The 21011-nt window shown below is 62.5% G+C and carries 20 protein-coding genes; 4 read left to right on the forward strand and 16 right to left on the reverse strand.

From position 1 onward, the window contains the following. Positions 1-124: 124 nt before the first annotated feature. The 15 genes from CQ14_RS31800 to eno form a co-directional block, all read right to left on the reverse strand. Positions 125-3262 carry an efflux RND transporter permease subunit gene (locus CQ14_RS31800; RefSeq protein WP_057861745.1) on the reverse strand — a complete coding sequence of 1046 codons (3138 nt, stop codon included), beginning with the start codon at positions 3260-3262 and terminating at the stop codon, positions 125-127. A gap of 21 nt (positions 3263-3283) precedes the next feature. After that, a complete protein-coding gene (locus CQ14_RS31805; protein WP_057861746.1) occupies positions 3284-4459 on the reverse strand; it encodes an efflux RND transporter periplasmic adaptor subunit in 1176 nt (391 codons plus the stop codon). 263 nt (positions 4460-4722) lie between these two features. After that, positions 4723-5694: a tripartite tricarboxylate transporter substrate binding protein BugD gene (locus CQ14_RS31810; RefSeq protein ID WP_057861780.1), complete on the reverse strand. Its 972-nt coding sequence runs from the start codon at positions 5692-5694 to the stop codon at positions 4723-4725. A gap of 113 nt (positions 5695-5807) precedes the next feature. Continuing rightward, positions 5808-7049 carry a threonine synthase gene (locus tag CQ14_RS31815; protein ID WP_057861747.1) on the reverse strand — a complete coding sequence of 414 codons (1242 nt, stop codon included), beginning with the start codon at positions 7047-7049 and terminating at the stop codon, positions 5808-5810. A gap of 40 nt (positions 7050-7089) precedes the next feature. Continuing rightward, the gene (locus CQ14_RS31820; RefSeq protein ID WP_057861748.1) at positions 7090-7401 is read right to left on the reverse strand and encodes a hypothetical protein; all 312 of its coding nucleotides are present in this window, start codon (positions 7399-7401) and stop codon (positions 7090-7092) included. A gap of 13 nt (positions 7402-7414) precedes the next feature. Next, positions 7415-8833 (reverse strand): dihydrolipoyl dehydrogenase, encoded by a 1419-nt coding sequence (gene lpdA / locus CQ14_RS31825; protein ID WP_057861749.1) that lies wholly within the window; start codon positions 8831-8833, stop codon positions 7415-7417. Between the two features lie 17 nt (positions 8834-8850). After that, positions 8851-9057 (reverse strand): hypothetical protein, encoded by a 207-nt coding sequence (locus tag CQ14_RS31830; protein WP_057861750.1) that lies wholly within the window; start codon positions 9055-9057, stop codon positions 8851-8853. A gap of 54 nt (positions 9058-9111) precedes the next feature. Beyond that, positions 9112-10446: a pyruvate dehydrogenase complex dihydrolipoamide acetyltransferase gene (locus CQ14_RS31835; RefSeq protein ID WP_057861751.1), complete on the reverse strand. Its 1335-nt coding sequence runs from the start codon at positions 10444-10446 to the stop codon at positions 9112-9114. A gap of 2 nt (positions 10447-10448) precedes the next feature. Continuing rightward, a complete protein-coding gene (locus CQ14_RS31840) occupies positions 10449-10754 on the reverse strand; it encodes a DUF5076 domain-containing protein (RefSeq protein WP_057861752.1) in 306 nt (101 codons plus the stop codon). Positions 10755-10760: 6 nt separating this feature from the next. Next, positions 10761-12155 carry a pyruvate dehydrogenase complex E1 component subunit beta gene (locus tag CQ14_RS31845; protein WP_057861753.1) on the reverse strand — a complete coding sequence of 465 codons (1395 nt, stop codon included), beginning with the start codon at positions 12153-12155 and terminating at the stop codon, positions 10761-10763. A 30-nt stretch (positions 12156-12185) separates the two neighbouring features. Continuing rightward, positions 12186-13211, reverse strand: coding sequence for a pyruvate dehydrogenase (acetyl-transferring) E1 component subunit alpha (gene pdhA / locus CQ14_RS31850; RefSeq protein WP_057861754.1), 1026 nt, complete (start codon positions 13209-13211; stop codon positions 12186-12188). A gap of 216 nt (positions 13212-13427) precedes the next feature. Next, positions 13428-13745: an FtsB family cell division protein gene (locus CQ14_RS31855; protein WP_057861755.1), complete on the reverse strand. Its 318-nt coding sequence runs from the start codon at positions 13743-13745 to the stop codon at positions 13428-13430. Positions 13746-13916: 171 nt separating this feature from the next. Further along, positions 13917-14471, reverse strand: a complete 555-nt coding sequence (locus tag CQ14_RS31860) for an NADPH-dependent FMN reductase (protein ID WP_057861756.1) — start codon at positions 14469-14471, stop codon at positions 13917-13919. 671 nt (positions 14472-15142) lie between these two features. After that, entirely contained in the window at positions 15143-16279 is a 1137-nt protein-coding gene (locus CQ14_RS31865) for a zinc-binding dehydrogenase (protein WP_057861757.1), read from the reverse strand. Between the two features lie 46 nt (positions 16280-16325). Further along, positions 16326-17609: a phosphopyruvate hydratase gene (eno, locus tag CQ14_RS31870; RefSeq protein WP_057861758.1), complete on the reverse strand. Its 1284-nt coding sequence runs from the start codon at positions 17607-17609 to the stop codon at positions 16326-16328. 176 nt (positions 17610-17785) lie between these two features. Between eno and CQ14_RS31875 the strand changes: the two genes are divergently transcribed. Genes CQ14_RS31875 through CQ14_RS44025 form a run of 4 tightly spaced genes read left to right on the forward strand, consistent with a single transcriptional unit; the run spans position 17786 to position 20141 of the window. Next, positions 17786-18778, forward strand: coding sequence for a Vgb family protein (locus tag CQ14_RS31875; RefSeq protein ID WP_057861759.1), 993 nt, complete (start codon positions 17786-17788; stop codon positions 18776-18778). Further along, positions 18775-19146, forward strand: coding sequence for a c-type cytochrome (locus tag CQ14_RS31880; RefSeq protein ID WP_057861760.1), 372 nt, complete (start codon positions 18775-18777; stop codon positions 19144-19146). The genes CQ14_RS31875 and CQ14_RS31880 overlap by 4 nt, the downstream gene beginning before the upstream one ends. Positions 19147-19202: 56 nt before the next feature. Further along, entirely contained in the window at positions 19203-19679 is a 477-nt protein-coding gene (gene queF / locus CQ14_RS31885; RefSeq protein ID WP_057861781.1) for a preQ(1) synthase, read from the forward strand. A gap of 60 nt (positions 19680-19739) precedes the next feature. Then, a complete protein-coding gene (locus CQ14_RS44025) occupies positions 19740-20141 on the forward strand; it encodes a DUF7919 family protein (RefSeq protein ID WP_063800452.1) in 402 nt (133 codons plus the stop codon). A gap of 18 nt (positions 20142-20159) precedes the next feature. Here CQ14_RS44025 and CQ14_RS31895 read toward each other — a convergent pair whose 3' ends face one another. Next, positions 20160-20837: an HAD-IA family hydrolase gene (locus tag CQ14_RS31895; protein WP_245320672.1), complete on the reverse strand. Its 678-nt coding sequence runs from the start codon at positions 20835-20837 to the stop codon at positions 20160-20162. Positions 20838-21011: the final 174 nt, after the last annotated feature.

The following is a 21011-nucleotide window of genomic DNA, read 5'->3' on the forward strand; positions in this document are numbered from 1 at the left end:
CGTCGGTTCTGATTGAATCAGAACCGATGCTCTGGATTCTTGTTTTGACGCCTTTTCTAGGTTTACGCTATCTGCGCAAGCTTGACTGCTATGCGAGCCGGCATCCACTTCGCTTGAAAATGCTTTAGCGGACTGCAAGCTCACGCATCCCGGTTTCCTTTATCGTTGGCATCCATAGCCTTGCCAACACCGGGATGACCAGCAGGCTGCAGATCGGGGACAGCAGCATCCCGCCAACGATGACTAACGCCAGAGGCTGCTGAACCTGCGAACCGATTCCTGTCGAGATGGCCGCCGGAACCAGGCCGATACACGCCGATAGCCCCGTCATGAAGATTTGCCGCATCCTTGTTTGGGAAGCGCGGATGATGGCATCCTCCGTCCCCATGCCTTCCTCGATGTCGCGGCGGATATAGGACATCAGCAGGATGCCATCCATCGCCGAAACGCCGAACAGCGAGATGAAGCCAACCGCGGCCGAGACGCTGAAATTCAGGCCGCCGATATGGAGCCCGAGAATTCCGCCGGCCACCGCGAACGGGATGCCCGATAGCGCCAGCAGGCTGTCCCGTATCGAATTGAACAGGCTGTAGAGCAGCATCAGGATCAGAAGCAGGCTCAACGGCACAATCAGCGCGAGCCGCTTCTTTGCGTCAACCAGAGCGCCGTATTCGCCGGACCATTCGAGCGAATAGCCCTGGGGGAGCGGAACGTTCTTCTGAACCCGCTCCTGGGCCTCGACCACGGTCGAACCGAGGTCCCGGTCGCGGACGCTATACTTCAGCGGGATAAAGCGCTGGTTGTTCTCACGGTAAATATAGGCCGCGCCGCTGACGAGCTTGATCTCGCCAAGATCGCCAAGCCGGATATAGGCCGTCGGCGACTTGGGATCCGAGTTCGGAAGCGCTACCGGTATAGCGCGAATGGCGTCGACATCTCTGCGGTATTCCGGCGCCAGGCGGACCGTCAGCGCGAAGATCATCTCCCCGTCATAGACCTTGGAAACTTCCTGGCCGCCGATCGCGGCCTGGACCACGGAATTGATGTCGCTGATCGAGAAGCCGTAGCGCGCGGTCTTGGCGCGATCGATCTGGACGATCAAATTCGGCTGGCCGAGCAGGTTGAAACCGGCGGGGTCGGCGACGCCGCGGACGGCCGAGAGTTCGTTCTTCACCGACTTGGAAAGCCGTTCCAGCTCATGGAGGTCCCTGCCGAAGATCTTGATCGAGTTCTCGCCTTTCACGCCGGAGACGGCTTCCTCCATATTGTCCTGGATGTACTGCGAGAAGTTGAAATCGACGCCGACGAATTCACGGTTGAGCTTCTCGCTCATCTGCTTGACCATCTGCTCCTTGGTCAGCCCCGATGGCCACGTGTCGGCCGGCTTGAGCGGAACGAAGAACTCGGCGAGAAACGAGCCGTCGGGATCGGTGCCTTCATCACCGCGTCCCTGCTCGGAAAACACGGTCTGAACCGGCGGATAGCTCGATATGATGGTACGGATCTTGGCCACCGTTTCCATCCCGGCCTCGAGCGTGATGGTCGGCGGCATCACGGCCCGGATCCAGAGGTTGCCCTCCTCCAGCTTGGGCAGGAACTCCGTGCCGAGCCACAGCCCGAGACTGAGGCACAGCACGAGAAACACTGCGGCGATGGCTGCGGCGCGGCGATAGTTGCGGACCGCGCGCGCCAGAATGGGCTGGTAGAGCTTGCGGATATGGCGGACCACAAAGGTTTCGACTTCCTGGACATCGGCCGGCAGCAGATATGAGGCCAGCACCGGTGTTACCGTGAAGGTCGCGATCACGGCGCCGAGCAATGCATAGGCGTAGGTCCGCGCCATCGGCCCGAAGATCTGGCCTTCCACGCCCTGCATCGTAAAAAGCGGCAGAAACGCTGCGATGGTGATCATGACCGAAAAGAAGATCGCCTTGTCGACCTCGACCGCGCCGGTCAGGATCCAGCTCAGTTTATCGCTGAGCGTGGCTTGGCGTCCCGGCGGCAGCCGTGGCGAGTGATGGGCGATCTGGCGGAAGATATTTTCCACCATGATGACGGTGCCGTCGACGATGATGCCGAGGTCAATAGCACCGACCGACAACAGATTCGCAGACTCGCCCCGCATCACCGTGATTATCACTGCAAGCAATAGCGCCACCGGAATTGTGGCAGCGACGATCAACGCGCAGCGGAGGTCGCCGAGAAACACCCACTGGATAAGAAAGATGAGCGCTATTCCGAACAGCAAATTATGCAAAACGGTCTGCACCGTGATCGCAACGAGATCACCGCGATCATAGAATGGCACGATTTTGACGCCGGCCGGCAGCGATCCGTCGGAGTTGATACGCTCCACCGCAACGCGTACGCGCTTGACCACGTCCATGGTGCGTTCGAGTTTCTGCATGAGGACGATGCCGGTAACGACGTCGGTCCTGTCGTCCCGGCCGGCGAGGCCGAGCCGGGGCGCGTAGCCGATCTGGACCTTGGCTACGTCGGACACCAGTACCGGCACACCGCCCTGCTGGGTCAATACGATATTGCCGATGTCGTCCATCGAGGTGACGACGCCGATGCTGCGGACATTGACCGATTGTTCGCCGATCGCGATCGTGCGGCCGCCGACATTGGAATTGCTCGCCGAAATCGCGGTCATGATCTGCGGCAGCGTCAGCCCATGGGCCATCATGCGGTCGAGATTGATCTCGGCCTGGAACTCCTTGGTCTTTCCACCGAGCACGGCGACGTCGGCGACACCCGGTACGGTGCGCAGCTTGCGTTCGACCACCCAGTCCTGCAGCGTCTTGAGCTTCATGACGTCCATGCCCGGAGGCCCGGTGAGCTCGTAGCGAAAGATTTCGCTGATGCCTCCGGCAGGCGAGATCACCGGCAGGACGCCGGCCGGCAGAACCGCATCCTTCAGCCGGTTGATGGTCTGCTGACGAACGAAATGATAGTCGCGCCCGTATTCGAACTGCAGACGGATAAAGCCCAGTCCATAGACAGTGTTGGAGCGGATGAATTTCAGGCCGGGCGTGCTGGCGACCGCGATCTCGATCGGAATCGTGATGTAGCGCTCCACCTCCTCCGGCGACTGGCCTGCCTGCTGGGCTATGATCTCGATGATCGGCGGCGCCGGATCGGGATAGGCCTCGATGTTCAGGGCCAGGAAAGCGACGCTGCCGAGACCGAGAAAGGCCACAAACGCGACCATCACCAAGAGCCGCCGCGAGAGGCAGAATGCGATCAGACTACGCAGCATCGATAGCCCCGTACCGCCGAGTCATTGGCGCCACTCGTTGTCAACGAAGATCGCCCCTCGCGCGACCACCAATTCTCCGAGATCGAGACCGCTGCGAATCTGCGTCAAACCGTCCTGCTGGATACCGATGTCGACCACGCGGCGTTTGAACAGCCTTGGCTCGGTCTCGACCCAGACGGCGGCAACGTCCCCCTCGCGGATCACCGCGTCCGTCGGCACCGCCGGGCTCGTCGATCCATCATCGATGCTGATCTTGAACATGGCGAACATCTCGGCCTTGAGCAGACCGTCGGCATTCTCGATCTCGGATCGGACGACAACACGGCGCGTCGTCAAGTCTGAAGCCGCGTTGATGGCGTTGATGCGGGCTTTGAAGATCCTGCCCGGCACAGCAGAAACCCTGGCCTCGATCTCCTGGCCGATACGTACCCGCACGATATCCTGCTCGAAGATCTGGGCCTTCAACCACATCGTCGAGAGATCGGCGATCGTATACAGGGCGTCCCCCGAATCGGCTTTGACATGCTGTCCGGGCCCTACCTTGCGTGAGACGACGGTGCCACCGATTGGTGCCGTGATCGTGGTCACGCGGCTGAGCGTGCCGGTCTCCTCGAGTTTCGAAATTTCCGCGTCGGTACGGCCGAGGATCCGCAGGCGGGCGCGGGCGGCCTCGAACGCCGAATCAGCCGATCGCAGGTCATTTTCGGCGCTGACGAGCTGCGCCTCGGCCTGCTGCAAATCCTTGGACGGTGCAGCCTTGCCCTCGTGAAGGTCGCGAACGCGCTTCTCGACGATTTGTGCCAAATTGTGTTGAGAGTTCGCTTTGCGTTTTACAGCCTGCGCCGCGATGAAGTCGTTCTGCAGGACAAATTGCTCAGGGCTGTCGATTTCCAGCAGCGGATCACCCTTCTTGACTTGATCGCCGAGCCTGGCAATCAGACGGGTAATCCGGCCGGAGAATGGCGTCAGAACGATCGTGCTGGCATCCTCATTGTATCCGATCTGACCGATTGCCGACGTTTGTGCGCGGAACGCATAAGTCCCGACCTTCACGATCTGCAGCTGATGCATTTGATCCGCGACGACACGCAAAAAGTCGGCCCCCTTCATGGGGCTTTCGGCCACGGCGAGCGATGCCATCAGCGTCACACCGAACAGCAGGGTAAGCAGTCGGAGCAAAAGCGCTTTCGCGGTCATTGACATGCCCTGGACGATACCTCTGCCGCGCAACCCAAGACAAAGAAAATCGCGCGGCGTCCCACAGATCTACCGCTCGCCGGTCAACGAGCCCCCCCCGCGAGCCGGTGCCACAAGGGACGATCAAAGGATGCAGGTCGCGTCGCAGCCAGGGGCCACCAAGTTCATATCGCCCGGAATGCCCGTTCCCGGTCATTGGCGCCGATTTTGGCGTGTCCGGTTAGGGGGAAATCTCGGAAATGCGGCTATCCGGTTTCGGCCATTCAATCCACCTTCACATTGGCGGCCTTGATCATCGGCCACCACTTTGCGATCTCGGCCTTCTGCCAGGCGCCGAGCGCTTCGGGCGTCAGCTTGTCCTTGGGCGGGATCTGCAGGCCGAGATTCTCGAGTTGCTTGCGCACGGCCGGGTCGCTTAGCGCATCGACGGTCGCGGCATTCAGCTTAGCGACGACGTCCTTGGGCGTGTCCTTCGGGACCCAGAGGCCGGACCACAGCGTCATGTGAAATCCCGGCAGTCCCGCCTCGTCCACGGTCGGGATGTCGGAGGCGGATTCGACGCGCTTGGAATCCGTGATGGCGTAGGCACGGATGTTGCCGGCGCGTACCTGCCCGATCGAGTTCGAGGTCTGGTCGACAATCAGATCGATCTGGCCGGCGACGAGATCGTTCATCGCGGGGCCCGTGCCGCGGTAGGGCACGTATTGCAGCTTGATGCCGGCGACGCTCTCGAAATAGAGCCCGGCGATATGACTGCCGGAGCCAGCGCCTGCCGTGCCCGCGGTCGCCGGCGCCGGCTGCGCCTTCAGCCAGGCGAGAAATTCCTTCAGCGACGTTGCCGGAACCGCCTTCTTGCTGACGATGATCATCGGGTTGCTCGGCAGCAGCGCGACCGGCTCCAGATCGGTGACGAGATCGTAGCCGAGCTTGTAGATCGCGCCGTTGGCGACATGGGTGCCGAGATGGCCGAAGCTAATGGTGTAGCCGTCAGGTGGCGAGCGCACCGCGCGGCCGACGCCGACCGAACCGCCTGCCCCCGTCACGTTCTCGACCAGGAGCTGCTCGCCGAGCGTGACCTTCATTCGCTCGGCCAGTATCCGCGCCATCGCATCCGAGGGACCGCCGGCGGAGAACGGCACGATGATGGTCAGGGGACGCGATGGAAAATTCTGTGCGGCTGCCTGGCCAGCAAATGCCAACAATACGACTAATACGGCCCAAACAACCCTACGCATCACGTCCTCCCTCAAACGCCTCATCGTCGTCATTGCGAGGAGCTCTTGCGACGAAGCAATCCATTCTTCCGGTGTCGCCCGATGGATTGCTTCGCTGCGCTCGCAATGACGGCCTAGAGGCTAGCGTAGTCGATCGGCTTGTGTCGATCGAGCGTGCGCGTGACCGGCGGCAGCGGATATTTAAGCCCCGTCGCGCAATTGAACAGCATGACGCGATCATTTTTCGTCACGCGGCCCTCGGCGAGGCTTTGCTGATAGGCGGCATAGGTCGCCGCCCCCTCCGGACACAGCAGCAGCCCTTCCTCGCGCGCGACTTCGTTGAGCGCAGCAGAAATCTTCTCATCCGGGACCGCAATCGCAAATCCCTTGCTCTCGCGCATCGCGCGCAGGATCAGAAAATCTCCGACCGCCTGCGGCACGCGGATGCCCGACGCGATGGTGTGGGCGTCTTCCCAGCGCGGCGCGTGCTCGGTGCCTGCTTCAAAAGCACGCACCATCGGCGCGCAGCCGGACGCCTGCACCGCCACCATCCGCGGACGCTTCGAGCCGATGAAGCCGATCGTTTCCAGCTCGGCGAACGCCTTCCACATGCCGATCAGGCCGGTGCCGCCGCCGGTCGGATAGAAGATCACGTCGGGCATCTCCCAGCCGAGCTGCTCGGCGAGCTCGAGGCCCATCGTCTTCTTGCCTTCGATCCGGTACGGCTCCTTCAGCGTCGAGGTGTCGAACCAGCCGGCCTTGGCCTTGCCCTCGCCGACGATCTTGCCGCAATCGTCGATCAGGCCGTTGACGCGATAGACGGTGGCGCCCTGCAGCTCGATCTCGCTGACGTTCACCTCGGGCGTATCGGCCGGGCAGAAGATCGTGGTCTTGATGCCACAGGACGTGGCATAGGCCGCGAGCGCCGCGCCGGCATTGCCGTTGGTCGGCATCGCCATGTGCCTGATGCCAAGTGCCTTGCCCATCGACACCGCCATCACGAGGCCGCGGGCCTTGAACGAACCGGTCGGCAACCGGCCTTCGTCCTTGACGATGATCTCCCCGCCGCCGAGCTTCTTCGCAAGCTTTGGCAGCCGGATCAGCGGCGTCATGACTTCGCCGAGGCTGACGATGTCGCTAACCTTCCGCACCGGCAGCAGTTCGCGATAGCGCCACATGTCGGTGGGACGCTGTGCGAGGGCTTCCTTGGTCAGCGCCTTCTTCACGCCGGCGAGATCGTAGCTCACCAAGAGCGGCTTGCCTGCCTTGGAGAGGTTGTGGATCTGGTCGGCTTCATAGCGGTCGCCCTCCATCGCGCATTCGAGATGGGTCACGAAGGTCGGGCGTTCGATGGTGAGGTTGTCGTTGTCTTTCACAACTGTTCTTTCGTGGTGATGTGATGTTGCAGTTTGATCTTCAGTAAGAGCCGCCGCGCGGGGTCCGGCCAGCATCATCCGGGTATTTTGCATCTATGGCGATGTTATCGTTCCTGCACAGGCTGGAGTACCCCCAAATAAGAATATGATCGCCGGGACGGGCGCGGGACTTCAGGTGGCGCAGAAAATCGTCGTATTCGTCGAAGACCAATCGTAGCGGAGCAGAACTCCCCGCGTACAATCGGTGCTCCAGAATAATCGGCTCGCGTTCCAGGATATACTGAACCTTGGCTAGCAATTCAGGCGCCAGGATATTGGCGCCGGCTTCCGACCAATCGTCCCACGTCGCCATTGTGAGGATTACGCTAGATATTGAGGACCCGCCCGTAAGCATCCAGCACGGCTTCCTTCATCATCTCCGACAGCGTCGGATGCGGGAAGACGGTATGCATCAGCTCTTCCTCGGTGGTTTCCAGATTCATCGCGACGACGTAGCCCTGAATCAATTCGGTCACTTCGGCGCCGATCATGTGCGCACCGAGCAGTTGCCCGGTCTTCTTGTCGAAGATCACCTTGACCAGGCCCTGATCCTCGCCAAGCGCGATCGCCTTGCCGTTGCCGACGAAGGGGAAGCGGCCGACGCGGATTTCGCGGCCGCCCTCTTTCGCCTTCGCTTCCGTCAGGCCCACCGACGCGACCTGCGGATGGCAATAGGTACAGCCGGGGATGAGGTTCTTGTCCATGGGGTGCGGGTGCAGGCCCTTGATTGCCTCGATGCAGACCACGCCTTCGTGCTCGGCCTTGTGGGCGAGCATCGGGGGACCTGCGACGTCGCCGATGGCGTAGATGCCGGGGACGTTGGTCTTGCCGTAGCCGTCGATCACGACAACGCCGCGGTCGGTCTTGACGCCGACCTTCTCCAACCCGAGGCCCTCGACATTGCCGACCACGCCGACCGCGGAGATCACCCGTTCGAACTCGACCGTCTGCGGCTTCTTGCCGTCGTCAATGGTGGCAACGACGCTGTCGGCCTTCTTCTCCAGCTTTGTCACCTTGGTGTCGCTGAGGATCTTGATGCCCATCTTCTCGAAGCGCTTGCGCGCCAGCCCCGCGATCTCGGCGTCCTCGACCGGTAGAATCTGCGGCAGCACCTCGACCACGGTAACGTCGGCGCCCATGGTGTGGAAGAACGAGGCGAACTCGATGCCGATTGCGCCGGAGCCGACCACCAGCAGCGATTTCGGCATCCGGTCCGGCACCATCGCCTCGAAATAGGTCCAGACCAGCTTCTTGTCGGGCTCGAGCCCCGGCAGCACGCGCGGCCGCGCGCCGGTGGCGATGATGATGTGCTTGGCCTGGTAGGCGCCCTCGCCCAGCGCGCCCTTCGGCGCCTCGACGGCGGACTTCTTCACGCTGACCTTGCCGGGCGCATCGATCGAGGCGTCGCCCCAGATCACGGTGACCTTGTTCTTCTTCATCAGGAAGCCGACGCCATCATTGAGCCGCTTCGAGACGCCGCGCGAGCGCTGCACCACGGCCTTCGGATCGAACGAAACTTTTTCGGCGGAAAGGCCGTAATCCTTGGCGTGCTGCATGTAATGAAAGATTTCGGCCGAGCGCAAAAGCGCCTTGGTCGGGATGCAGCCCCAGTTCAGGCAGATGCCGCCGAGATAGGATTTCTCGATGATGGCGGTCTTGAAACCGAGTTGGGCCGAGCGGATCGCGGTGACGTAGCCGCCGGGCCCGGAGCCGATGATGATGACGTCGAAGGATGTGTCGGCCATGGCGGCTCCCGTTCAACTCACGCAGTTGTTCCGCCGCGCGCGCGGCGATTGATAATAAACAGCCTGACCAGCCATTCGAGCGCGCCGATCAGGCCGAGGATCGCCATCGCGGTCAGGACGATCGGCTGGGCGATGTTCCGCGCCAGCTGTTCGCCGGCGAAGAAGGCAGAGCGAAGAAAGTCGATCCCGACGGGATTGAGCGCGACGGCGGCCGTGAGCAGCATCGATATCCATGGCCAGCGTGTCCGGACATTCAATGTTGCCCCCTGGCGCGCCGATCACACCATCATCATGACGGGATTTTCGATCAACTGCTTGAACGCGCCGATCAGCTCGGCGCCGAGCGCGCCGTCGATGGCGCGGTGATCGCAGGACAGCGTCACGCTCATCATCTGCGCAATCTCGATCTTGCCATCGCGGACCACGGGGCGCTCCTCGCTGGTGCCAACGGCGAGGATCGTCGCATGTGGCGGATTGATCACGGCGGTGAAGTGGTTGATGCCGTACATGCCGAGGTTGGACACCGCGGTGGTGCCGCCCTGATACTCTTCCGGCTTCAGCTTGCGCGCGCGCGCACGCGCCGCAAAATCCTTCATCTCGGACGAGATCGTCGAGAGCGTCTTGGTCTCCGCCTTGCGGATGATCGGCGTGATCAGGCCGCCCGGCATCGCCACGGCGACGCCAATGTCGGAATGCTTGTGCTTGAGCATGCCGCCTTCGGTCCAGCTCACGTTGCAGTTCGGAATCTTCTGCAGCGCGACCGCCATCGCCTTGATGACGAAGTCGTTGACCGAGAGCTTGTAGGCCGGCTTCTTTTCCTTGTCCTTCGGCGCGGCCGCGTTGATCTCCTCGCGGGCCACGAGCAGCTTGCCGATGTCGCAGTCCATCGTCAGATAGAACACCGGCACCGTCTGCACCGAGGCGGTGAGCCGCTGCGCGATGGTGCGGCGCATGCCGTCGTGCGGCACGACCTCGTAGGAGCCCTCTTCGAACAGCGCCAGGATCTGCTTGTCCGACATGGACGGCGCGAGGCTTGGGCCCGCCGCAGGCGCAGCTGCCGGCGCCTTCAGGCCCTTGCCGGATTTCGCGTCCTCGACGTCGCGCGCGACGACGCGGCCATGCGGGCCGGAGCCGGTGATGCGCGAAAGATCGATGCCGGCGTCCTTGGCAAGACGGCGGGCCAGAGGCGATGAGAAGATGCGAGCGTGCCCGTTGCCCTTGGCGGGCGCGGCCGCCGCCTGAGGCGCGGGCGCTGCAGCCGGTGCAGGCGCTGGTGTGGCGGCAGGCGCGGCAGCAGCGGGCTTCGGTGCTTCGGCGGGCTTCGCTGCGGGCGCGGCGCCTGCTCCGGCACTCGCCGCCTTCACGTCCTCGCCGTCACCGGCCATCACCGCGATCACGTCGTTGACCGGGACGTCCTGCGTGCCCTCCGGCACCAGGATCTTGGCGATCGTGCCCTCGTCGACCGCCTCGACTTCCATGGTCGCCTTGTCGGTCTCGATCTCCGCGATCACGTCGCCGGACTTGACCTTGTCGCCCTCTTTCTTGAGCCACTTGGCAAGGTTGCCCTTTTCCATCGTGGGCGACAGCGCGGGCATCAAAATGTTGATCGGCATTGTCAGTGACCTTGTTGCGACCGCGGCGTGGTGGAACCCGTGTCGGTCGGCCGGTTGATTTCGGCTTCGAACATATCGACGATGCGCGCGAGCGCCTCGTCCTCGGTGTAGCCGCTCTCGCGCGCATAGGCGCGGGCTGCGTGGCGGGCGATATCGACCAGCATCAGGCCCCACATGTCAGGCTCCTCGAAGGCGCGCTGGAACGCGATCGAGAGCCCGCCATCGACGACGAACGCCCGCAAAACCTCGACGGCGTCGTCGCGGCCGATGACGTCGGGCGGCAATGGCTGTTCGCTGGGACCGGCCATCTGGGCTTACCGATAGGAAACGGCCTTGGCGGCCGCGACCACCTCGGCGACCGACGGCAAAGCCAGCTTTTCGAGATTGGCTGCATAGGGCATCGGCACGTCCTTGCCCGAGACCCGCGCCACCGGTGCGTCGAGATAGTCGAACGCGTGCTCCATGATGCGGGCGGCGATCTCGGCGCCGACGCCGGACTGCTGCCAGCCCTCCTCCACCGTCACCGCGCGGCCGGTCTTCTGCACCGAGGCGATGATCGTTTCGGTATCCATCGGACGCAGCGTGCGCAGGTCGATCACCTCGGCCTCAATGCCCTCCTTGGCGAGTTCTTCCGCGGCCTTGAGCGCATAGGTCATGCCCATCGACCAGGAGACGATGGTGACGTCCTTGCCCTTGCGTACCACGCGCGCCTTGCCGATCGGCACGACATAGTCGTCGAGCTTCGGCACTTCGCCGGTGTGGCCATAGAGCACCTCGTTTTCGAGGAAGATGACCGGGTTGGGATCGCGGATCGCGGCCTTGAGCAGTCCCTTGTAGTCGGCGGCCGAGAACGGCGCGACCACCTTCAACCCCGGGATCTGCGAGTACCAGGCCGAATAGTCCTGGCTGTGTTGGGCGGCGACGCGGGCAGCCGCGCCGTTCGGGCCGCGGAACACGATCGAGCAGCCCATCTGGCCGCCGGACATGTACAGCGTCTTCGCCGCGGAGTTGATGATCTGGTCGATCGCCTGCATGGCGAAGTTGAAGGTCATGAATTCGACGATCGGCTTCAGCCCCGTCATCGCCGCACCGACGCCGACACCGGCAAAGCCGTGCTCGGTGATCGGTGTATCGATCACGCGCCGGGCGCCGAACTCCTGCAGCAGGCCGTGGGTGACCTTGTAGGCGCCCTGATATTCCGCGACTTCCTCGCCCATGATGAAGACGTCGCCGTCGCGGCGCATTTCTTCGGCCATCGCATCGCGCAACGCTTCGCGGATGGTCTGGGTGACGAATTCGGTCCCGGCCGGCACTTCCGGCTCCGGTTCGCTGACGGACGCCGGCGCTGTCGGATGATGTGCGGCCTTGGGCTGCGGCGCTTCCGCCTTGGCTTCTGCGGGAGGCGCTGATTCCGCGGCCTTGGCAGCGGGCGCCGCCGGTGCCTTCGAGAGTTCGGCGGCGTTCTCGCCGTCGGCGAGGATCATCGCGATCGGCGTATTCACCGCGACGTCGGCGGTACCTTCCGGAATCAGGATCTTGCCGAGCGTGCCCTCATCGGTCGCCTCGACCTCCATTGTCGCCTTGTCGGTCTCGATCTCGGCGATGACATCGCCCGACTTGATGGTCTCGCCTTCCTTCTTCAGCCACTTGGCGAGGTTGCCCTTTTCCATCGTGGGCGACAGCGCAGGCATCAGTACTTGAATCGGCATGGTAGCTCCGGATACTTTTGGGGCTTGCGCTTAGCGGTAGATGTCGGTCCAGAGTTCGGACACATCGGGCTCGGGATCGCGCTGGGCGAAATCGGCGGACGCATTGACGATCTCGCGGACCTCGGCGTCGATCTTCTTCAATTCTTCCTCGGTGACCTTGGCAGCCAGCAGGCGGCTACGCACCTGCTCGATCGGGTCGGAGTCGTGGCGGACTTTCTCGACCTCCTCGCGGGTGCGATATTTCGCGGGGTCCGACATCGAGTGGCCGCGGTAGCGATAGGTCTGCATCTCCAGGATAAAGGGACCGTTGCCGGCGCGGCACCAGGCGACCGCCTCGTCCGCGGCGGCCTTGACCGCGCGGACGTCCATGCCGTCGACCTGCTTGCCGGGGATGTTGAAGGAAGCGCCCCGCTTGGAGAAATCGGACTGCGCCGAAGCGCGCGATACCGAGGTGCCCATGGCGTAGCGGTTGTTCTCGATCACGAAAATCACCGGGAGCTTCCACAGCTCCGCCATGTTGAAGCTTTCGTAGACCTGGCCCTGGTTGGCGGCGCCATCGCCGAAATAGGCGAGCGCGACGTTGTCATTGCCGCGATAACGGTTGGCGAACGCAAGGCCGGTGCCGAGCGAGACCTGGGCGCCGACGATGCCGTGGCCGCCGTAGAAATTCTTCTCCATGCTGAACATGTGCATGGAGCCACCCTTGCCCTTGGAATAGCCGCCGCGGCGGCCGGTGAGCTCGGCCATGACGCCGTTTGCGGACATCCCGCAGGCCAGCATGTGGCCGTGATCGCGGTATCCAGTTATGACCTGATCGCCCTGCTTCAGGGCCATCTGCATCCCGACCACGACCGCTTCCTGGCCGATATAGAGGTGGCAGAAACCGCCGATCGCACCCATGCCGTAGAGCTGGCCGGCCTTCTCCTCGAAGCGGCGGATCAGCAGCATGTCCCGCAGCGCAGCCAATTCCTGCGCCTTGGTGAATTCAGGTGGGGACTCGTTTGCCTTCTCCTGTCCAGCTTCCTTCGCGACGACGCTTTTCTTGGGTGCAGCCATGGCAATTCCGGGGGTGAGAAGAGAGACGGGATCAGCCCTCTCTATCCCAACTCAAACCGCCGTGAAAGGATTGCGTGCGCTGGAGAAAATATTGCTATGCCGCACTGCAACGTGGCGGGACATTTTCGAAATTGATTTTGCAGTTTTTTGAAATTTGCGGACGGAGACGGAAGTATCGTGCCGACAATTGCGCTGACGATGACAGCGGCTTGAAAATCAGTTCGGCTTGATGGTCCGGATCAGGTCGCGTGGATTGGCGTAGTCGAGCTGGAAGCGTGCGCGCTCGTCCAGCATGTCGGGGTCGACCCGGTCGGAGCGCAGCAGCGATACCCGCTGCTCACCCTCTGCCCGCTCCCACTTCAGCCGCGCCAGCTCCGAGGTGAGCGCGATGATCTCCTGATCGAGCTCCTGGCGCGCATTCAGACCGTATTTGCCGGTATAGGCGTTGACGCCGAAATAGCCGACCATCAGCGCCGCCACCGTATAGAGGGCGAGGCCGGTCAGGATGGATTTCAATCGGGTGCGGGAGACCATGCGCCAAGATGCGATGGTCCGGTTAATGGATTCCTAAAGAAGCGGGCACAAATGCCGCCACGTCATTGCGAGCGCAGCGAAGCAATCCATAGCTCAGCATAACGGATGGATGGATTGCTTCGTCGCGGAGCCTGTCATCGGGCGCGCATTCGCGCGACNCTGAGAGAGAAATTACCTGTTCTGCTTCTCGATGAAAGCCGCAAACGCGTCGAGATATTGCTGCAGCAGTTTCTGCACCGATTCCTTGGTCAGCTGGCCCTTGTCGTCAAAGGCGTCGCCGATGCCGTTCAAATAGATTTCGGGCTGGCCGAGGATCGGGCCGGCAATGCCGGGCAGGATGTTCTGCAGATGCTTGACGGCGCTGACGCCACCGAGCGCGCCGGGCGCGTTGCCGACGATACCGATCGGCTTGCCGAGGAACGAACTCTTGCCGTAGGGGCGCGAGGCGACGTCGATGGCGTTCTTCAGGACGCCGGGGATCGAGCGGTTGTATTCCGGCGTCACGAACAGCACACCGTTCGACTTCTGCAGCTTTTCGCGGAACGCCAGCCAGTCGGCGGGGGGATTGGCTTCGAGGTCCTGGTTGAAAAAGGAAATGCTTTCGAGCGTAGTCACGTCGAGCTTGAGGGACGCGGGCGCCAGCTTGGCGAGCGCGTTGGCGAGCTTGAGCGAAAAGCTCTCCTTGCGGAGCGAGCCGACGATCGTGACGATGGTATGCGTAGCCATTGGATATCCCTGTTGGAGTGAAAGCGTCTGCTCCTTCCCTTACGTCAGATCGCCGGAAAGATGCAAGTGCATGAAATGACCTTTACAGGTTCGGCCGCACTCCGTCCGGTCAAGATTTGGCTACTCTCCCCCGGGCCACGCGATCGGTTCGGAAGCCGGCGTCACCGCCGCGGGCCGCCAGGACTAAAATCCTCGACCGTCAGGCAACGCGAGCCGCTCTGTTGGCGGCGATGTCACGGCGTCAGGGNTGACCACCATCATCTGAAATTCAGGAGTTCCACCGATGGAACCCAGTAGTTCNTACGTCTTAGATTGTACATACGTTGCCCCGGCAACAGTGTTAGCGTGCGCGCCATCACGGGAAGGGGCTGTCATGGAAGATCGAATGTCGGCGGAAACGCCAAGGGCTCGTTTTGACGTTGCGAAGGCCTATCTGGAACTGCAAAGGATCAGGCGCGCCGTCGAACGCGAGGAAGCTGCCGCGCATTCCGCGCGAACGCTCCATCCGAAACGAAAGTCGACGGACGCCGGATCGAAATCGCAACGGTAGTTTCGCGATCTTATTTTAGCTCAGTACTTGCGCATCTGCGCTCGTCGACATGCGCACAATGCAAAACAGGCCGTCCTCTCGGGCGGCCTGTTTTATTGATGGTTAGAGAAGCGCAGCAGCATCAACCCTTGTTCGGGTTGATCAGGAATTTCTCGCCGGTGGAGCGCTTGTTGTAGACGGCGATATTGGAAAGCTGCAGCGTCTCCTGCAGCGACACCACCTGCGTGTAGTGGCTGGCAAACGTGGTCTTGAGTTCGGAGGCCACGCGCTGGCGCAGGCGGCCGATTTCGGCCGGGCCGATCTTCTGAAGGAACGGCGTCAACAGCCAGCCGCCGACGCCCCAGGTCAGACCGAAGGCGCGGCTCAGCTCGGTCGGGCGGTTGTCGAGGCTGCCGTAGATATAGACCTGCTTGTACACGTTGGAGCCGTAGCGGCTGTACTCCTTGGCGGTCTTGTTGGCGGCCACCTCCATGGCGGTGAGGATCTGGCTGGCGAGCTTGCCGCCGCCGATGGCGTCGAAGGCGATGGTCGCGCCGGTCTCGACCAGCGCATTGGTGAGGTCTTCCATGAAGGTCGGCGCGGTGGAATCGACGACATATTTGGCGCCGATATTGTGCAGGATATCGGCCTGCTCCTTGCTGCGCACGATGTTGACGAGGCCGATGCCGTCCTTGATGCAGATCTTGTTGAGCATCTGGCCGAGGTTCGAGGCGGCGGCGGTGTGCACCAGGGCCTTGTGATTTTCGCGCCGCATGGTCTCGGTCATGCCGAGCGCAGTCAGCGGATTGACGAACCATGACGCGCCGTCGGCGGGCGTGGTGCCCTCAGGCAATTCCATCACGTCCCGCACCTTGATGGTGCGGTACTGCGTGTACATCGCGCCGCCGATCATCGAGACGGTCTTGCCCATCAGCGCCTTGGCGGCGTCCGAGGAGCCGGTCCGGATCACGACGCCGGCGCCTTCATTGCCCGCGGGAAGCGACTGATCGAGCCGCGCCGCCATCATCCGCATCGCCGCATCGGGCATCTTCGCGGTGACGACGGGCGCGTCCTTGCTGCCGGACTCCTTGGCGGTCGACATGTCGGCCGGGCCGATCAGGAGCCCGAGATCGGACGGGTTGATCGGCGTCGCCTCGACCCGGACCACGACTTCGTCGTCGGCCGGCTCAGGCGTCGGGACGTTCGCCAGCGACAATTCGAGTTCGCCGCTCTTCTTGAGCAGTGTACGCAGTTGAAGCCCGCTGTTGCCGTCACTCATCGTAGTCCCTCCCCTGGTGCTCGTTCTATCTGGATGCGCTGGCGCGTTACGCCAAGGCCTTCAAGGCCGACTTGCCGGCATATTTCGCCTGCTTGCCGAGCTGCTGCTCGATGCGCAGAAGCTGGTTGTACTTGGCAGTGCGGTCGGAGCGCGCCAGCGAGCCGGTTTTGATCTGGCCGCAATTGGTGGCGACCGCGAGGTCGGCGATGGTGGAATCCTCGGTCTCGCCGGAACGGTGCGACATCACGGAGGTATAGCCGTATTTGTGCGCCAGCTCGACGGCGGCGAGTGTCTCCGTCAGCGTGCCGATCTGATTGACCTTGATCAGGATCGAATTGGCGCGGCCGTTCTTGATGCCGTCAGCCAGGCGGGTGACGTTGGTGACGAACAGGTCGTCGCCGACGAGCTGGCACTTCTTGCCGATCAGGTCGGTCAATTCCTTCCAGCCTTCCATGTCGTCTTCGGACATGCCGTCCTCGATGGTGACGATCGGGTAGCGCGAGACCAGATCGGCGAGATATTTCGCCTGCTCGGAGCGCGAGCGGGTCTTGTTCTCGCCGCCATAGACGTAATTGCCGTCCTTGAAGAATTCGGTCGCGGCGCAATCCAGCCCGAGCATCACGTCGCTGCCGGCCTTGTATCCGGCCTTGCCGATCGCGCTGACGACGAATTCAAGGGCGGCATCCGCCGACGGCAGGTTTGGCGCAAAGCCGCCCTCGTCGCCGACGTTGGTGTTGTGTCCCGCCTTCTTCAACTCGCTCTTCAGCGTGTGGAAGATTTCCGCGCCACAGCGCAGCGCTTCGGCGAAACTTGCAGCGCCCACCGGCAGGATCATGAATTCCTGGAAGTCGATCGGGTTGTCGGCGTGCACGCCGCCATTGATGATGTTCATCATCGGCACCGGCAAGGTCCGCGCCGAGGTGCCGCCGACATAGCGATAGAGCGGCATGTCGAAGGATTCGGCCGCCGCCTTGGCGCAGGCCAGCGAGACGCCGAGGATGGCGTTGGCGCCCAGCCGGCTCTTGTTCGGGGTGCCGTCGAGATCGATCATGATCTGGTCGATATGGACCTGGTCCTCGACCGCCTGATCGCTGAGCGCCTCGAAAATTTCACCGTTGACGGCCTCAACCGCCTTCTGCACGCCCTTGCCGAGATAGCGCTTCTTGTCGCCGTCCCTGAGTTCAACCGCCTCATGCGCGCCGGTGGAGGCGCCCGACGGCACCGCCGCGCGGCCGATCGAGCCGTCTTCCAGCACGACATCGACTTCAACGGTGGGGTTGCCACGGCTATCGAGAATTTCACGGCCAATGATGTCGACGATGGCGGTCATGTCTGCACTTTCCTGGGAGTGGATGGTCCGGTTTCGGGGGCGTCTTACACGGCAAGCAAGCAAATGTGAACGCTTGACCGCCGGCCTTTTCCGGACGGCCAAAACCCGTCAGGATAGACTGATCCAAGGTTGATATCGGCGTCCAAACCTTCACGTTCACAAGCCGGGGTAACGCAATGAATCGCCGCCAGTTTCTTGGAACCGCCGTCATTGGAATCCTTGCCGCGCCCGCCCTCTCGCGAAGGGCCGCCGCCCAGGAAGGCCCGTTCCGCGTCAAATATTATCCGGTCGCCGCGGGCATGGGCTCGCGCGACACCACCCCCGCCCCCGACGGTACGATCTGGTTCTGCGGCCAGCGCAACGGCACGCTGGGCCGTCTCGATCCACGCGATGGCTCCTACAAGCTGGTCGACCTCGGCAAGGGCGCAGCGCCCCATGGCGTGATCATCGGCCCGGATGGCGCGCCCTGGGTCACCGAGGGCGGCCAGAACGCAATCGCGCGCGTCGATCCCGGAGATCACAAGGTGACGCTGTTCCGCCTGCCCGAAAAGGAGGCATACGCCAATCTCAACACGGCCGTGTTCGACAAGAACGGCATCTACTGGTTCACCGGCCAGTCCGGCATCCATGGCCGGCTCGATCCGAAATCGGGCGACATGACCGTGTTCAAATCGCCGCGCGGCCGCGGTACCTACGGCATGACCATCACGCCGAAGGGCGACATCTGGTACGCCTCGCTCGCCGGCAACCACATCGCCAAAATCGATCCGGCGACCGGCAACGCGACCGTGGTGGAGCCGCCGACGCCGAGCCAGGGCGCGCGGCGGGTGTGGTCGGATTCCAAGGGCCGGATCTGGGTCAGCGAGTGGAACAGCGGCAACGTGTCGATGCACGATCCCGCCGACGGCTCCTGGAAGGCGTGGAAACTGCCGGGCAGCAATCCCCGCACCTATGCAGTCTATGTCGACGACAAGGACAAGGTCTGGGTCACCGATTTCGGCGCGAACGCAATTGTGCGCTTCGACCCCGTGACCGAAAAGTTCACCGCATTCCCGAGCGACAAAGCGGGCGCGAATGTGCGCCAACTCGACGGCCGACCCGGCGAAACCTGGGGCGGCGAATCCGGCAATGACCGGCTTGTGATGATCCAGACGGTCGCGCCTGCGTGAAGTCACTCGGCGTTCTGCTGCTGTCTCTCCTCCTGTCCGCTTCCGCCCATGCGGCCGAAGACGGCGCGCAGGCGTTCACCCCCTGCCGCGCCTGCCATAGCCTCGATCCGGCCGAGCGCAACCTGCCCGGCCCCAATCTCTCGGGCCTGATTGGTCGCGCGGTCGGCAGCGATGCCGGCTTCGACTACTCGCCGGTGCTGCGCAAGGCGCGCGACGAAGGCTTGCGCTGGGATGCGAAGCGACTGGAGACCTTCCTTGCCGACCCCGCGGCGATGTTTCCGGGATTATGGATGTCGATGCGCGGCATCGAGAACGCCGCCGAACGGCAGGCGCTGGTGAAGTTTCTCGCCGACCCCGCCTCGCGCTGACAGTTGACGGCCACGCTTGTTGCGTCCATGTCAGCCCTCGCAACAGGACGATCATGATGGCCAAGAAATCATCGCAGAAGTCATTGCCGGCATCATTGCAGCTCGGCCGCGCCGTGGAATGGCCGGATAGCCCGGAAAAGGCAAAGCTCGACCGCGTGCCCAATCCGCAAGCCGGCACCAATTATCTGGTCCGCTTCACCGCACCGGAATTCACCTCGATCTGCCCGGTGACGGGCCAGCCGGATTTCGCGCATCTCGTGATCGACTACGTGCCGGGGCAATGGCTGCTGGAGTCCAAATCGCTGAAACTCTATGTCGCGAGCTTTCGCAATCACGGCGCCTTTCACGAGGATTGCACGGTGATGATCGGCAAGCGGATCGCGGCCGAGATCAAGCCGAAATGGCTGCGCATCGGCGGCTACTGGTATCCGCGCGGCGGCATCCCGATCGACGTGTTCTGGCAGACCGGCAAACTGCCGAAAGACATGTGGGTCCCCGACCAGGGCGTCGCGCCCTATCGCGGACGAGGATGAGACAGACCGTCAAGCAGGAAGCATGATCAGCGCGGACCGGTAAGCGTTGGACTCGATAGCATGTACTTCCCCGATCTCACGCCGTATGAGTACGGGCAGACCGAACCTCAACCAAACGTGCTGAACGTAGGCTGGCTGTCCGCCGCTCAGGCGTTCCCCGTTGGCATCCCCGACGAACAACTGGTTCGCGCAGTTGAGCGATTGATCGCCTCGCCAGTCAATCTCACCCGCGGCTGGCATTTCTGCGAATTTTGTCCAAAACCGGCAAAGACCGTGTCGCCTGGCAGGATACGCATGCTCGACCCTGCGGCTCGAACGCTGGGAAATGGCGAGATTCGTGTCGCGAGCGCCGCCGGGATCATTTATGTGGCTCCTTTGCTCGTGCTCCATTATGTCGTTGCACACGGATATCTGCCGCCGCAGGAGTTTATTGATGCGGTGATCGAATGGAGCGCGACCTAGTCCGCTCGACCAATGGGATCAAGGGCCGGGATCGAACCAGAAGTCGTCGGGCAAATCGGTCAGATCATCCGTGACGCTGGCAGCGCCCGTGAAATCCTCGTCTCGAAAGTACAGGCTGCGCGTAATCAGGACGGGGACGCCGGCGGAGACCGCTGCAACCAGACCGTTGCGAGAGTCCTCGATGGCTAGACAAGACGCGGCAGGCACACCAAGAGTGTCGAGCGCCGCGTGATAGGCGTCCGGTGCCGGCTTTTTGTTCGGCGCCTCGTCTCCCGAAACGATCACGTCGAAATTCCGATTCCAATCTGGTCCCAGATTTTGGCTCAGTAATGCGCCGATATTGTCCCGCGACGTGGTGGTCACGATTGCCAGCCGCAGCCGCGCGTTGCGGGCTCGACGGATCAGGTCGGCTACTCCCGGTCGCAGTCCGCAGGCGCCGCTGCCGACCAGTTCCGCATATCGGCGCGTCTTGAAGCGATGCAGTTCGTTGATGCGGCTATCCGACAGATCGAAGCGATCCTCGGAGAACGACTCCCAAAAATACCGGATACGCTCTCTTCCGCCTGCGATCCGTAGCAGCTTGCCGTAGGTTGCGACATCCCAGCTCCAGGGCAGGTCGAAATGGCTGAACGCTTCATTGAATGCGCGTCGATGGAATTCCTCTGTCTCCGCCATGGTTCCGTCGACGTCGAACATGATGGCCCTGAACCTGTTCAACTTGGCCTCGCTCCCAGTTGCGGCGTGGCATCCGACGAAGCGCCGACGCCCGTTGAGATCACGAAGCAAAATTGGCCCGTGCGCCCCGGAATTGCGACTTTGAAATTCTGATGGGCAGCAAAATTTTTGCTGATAGCGCCCAGCCTTACCTCC

It is taken from the genome of Bradyrhizobium lablabi (assembly GCF_001440475.1).
Classification (GTDB): Bacteria; Pseudomonadota; Alphaproteobacteria; order Rhizobiales; family Xanthobacteraceae; genus Bradyrhizobium; species Bradyrhizobium lablabi.

Coding starts and splice junctions, on each gene's coding strand:
- CQ14_RS31835 (WP_057861751.1), bottom strand. CDS start 10,446: ATGCCGATCAACATTTTGATGCCCGCGCTGTCGCCCACGATGGAAAAG.
- CQ14_RS31895 (WP_245320672.1), bottom strand. CDS start 20,837: ATGTTCGACGTCGACGGAACCATGGCGGAGACAGAGGAATTCCATCGA.
- CQ14_RS31860 (WP_057861756.1), bottom strand. CDS start 14,471: ATGGCTACGCATACCATCGTCACGATCGTCGGCTCGCTCCGCAAGGAG.
- CQ14_RS31865 (WP_057861757.1), bottom strand. CDS start 16,279: ATGAGTGACGGCAACAGCGGGCTTCAACTGCGTACACTGCTCAAGAAG.
- CQ14_RS31800 (WP_057861745.1), bottom strand. CDS start 3,262: ATGCTGCGTAGTCTGATCGCATTCTGCCTCTCGCGGCGGCTCTTGGTG.
- eno (WP_057861758.1), bottom strand. CDS start 17,609: ATGACCGCCATCGTCGACATCATTGGCCGTGAAATTCTCGATAGCCGT.
- CQ14_RS44025 (WP_063800452.1), top strand. CDS start 19,740: ATGTACTTCCCCGATCTCACGCCGTATGAGTACGGGCAGACCGAACCT.
- CQ14_RS31805 (WP_057861746.1), bottom strand. CDS start 4,459: ATGACCGCGAAAGCGCTTTTGCTCCGACTGCTTACCCTGCTGTTCGGT.
- CQ14_RS31830 (WP_057861750.1), bottom strand. CDS start 9,057: ATGCTGCTCACGGCCGCCGTCGCGCTCAATCCCGTCGGGATCGACTTT.
- CQ14_RS31875 (WP_057861759.1), top strand. CDS start 17,786: ATGAATCGCCGCCAGTTTCTTGGAACCGCCGTCATTGGAATCCTTGCC.
- CQ14_RS31845 (WP_057861753.1), bottom strand. CDS start 12,155: ATGCCGATTCAAGTACTGATGCCTGCGCTGTCGCCCACGATGGAAAAG.
- lpdA (WP_057861749.1), bottom strand. CDS start 8,833: ATGGCCGACACATCCTTCGACGTCATCATCATCGGCTCCGGGCCCGGC.
- CQ14_RS31855 (WP_057861755.1), bottom strand. CDS start 13,745: ATGGTCTCCCGCACCCGATTGAAATCCATCCTGACCGGCCTCGCCCTC.
- CQ14_RS31820 (WP_057861748.1), bottom strand. CDS start 7,401: ATGGCGACGTGGGACGATTGGTCGGAAGCCGGCGCCAATATCCTGGCG.
- CQ14_RS31840 (WP_057861752.1), bottom strand. CDS start 10,754: ATGGCCGGTCCCAGCGAACAGCCATTGCCGCCCGACGTCATCGGCCGC.
- queF (WP_057861781.1), top strand. CDS start 19,203: ATGGCCAAGAAATCATCGCAGAAGTCATTGCCGGCATCATTGCAGCTC.
- CQ14_RS31810 (WP_057861780.1), bottom strand. CDS start 5,694: ATGCGTAGGGTTGTTTGGGCCGTATTAGTCGTATTGTTGGCATTTGCT.
- pdhA (WP_057861754.1), bottom strand. CDS start 13,211: ATGGCTGCACCCAAGAAAAGCGTCGTCGCGAAGGAAGCTGGACAGGAG.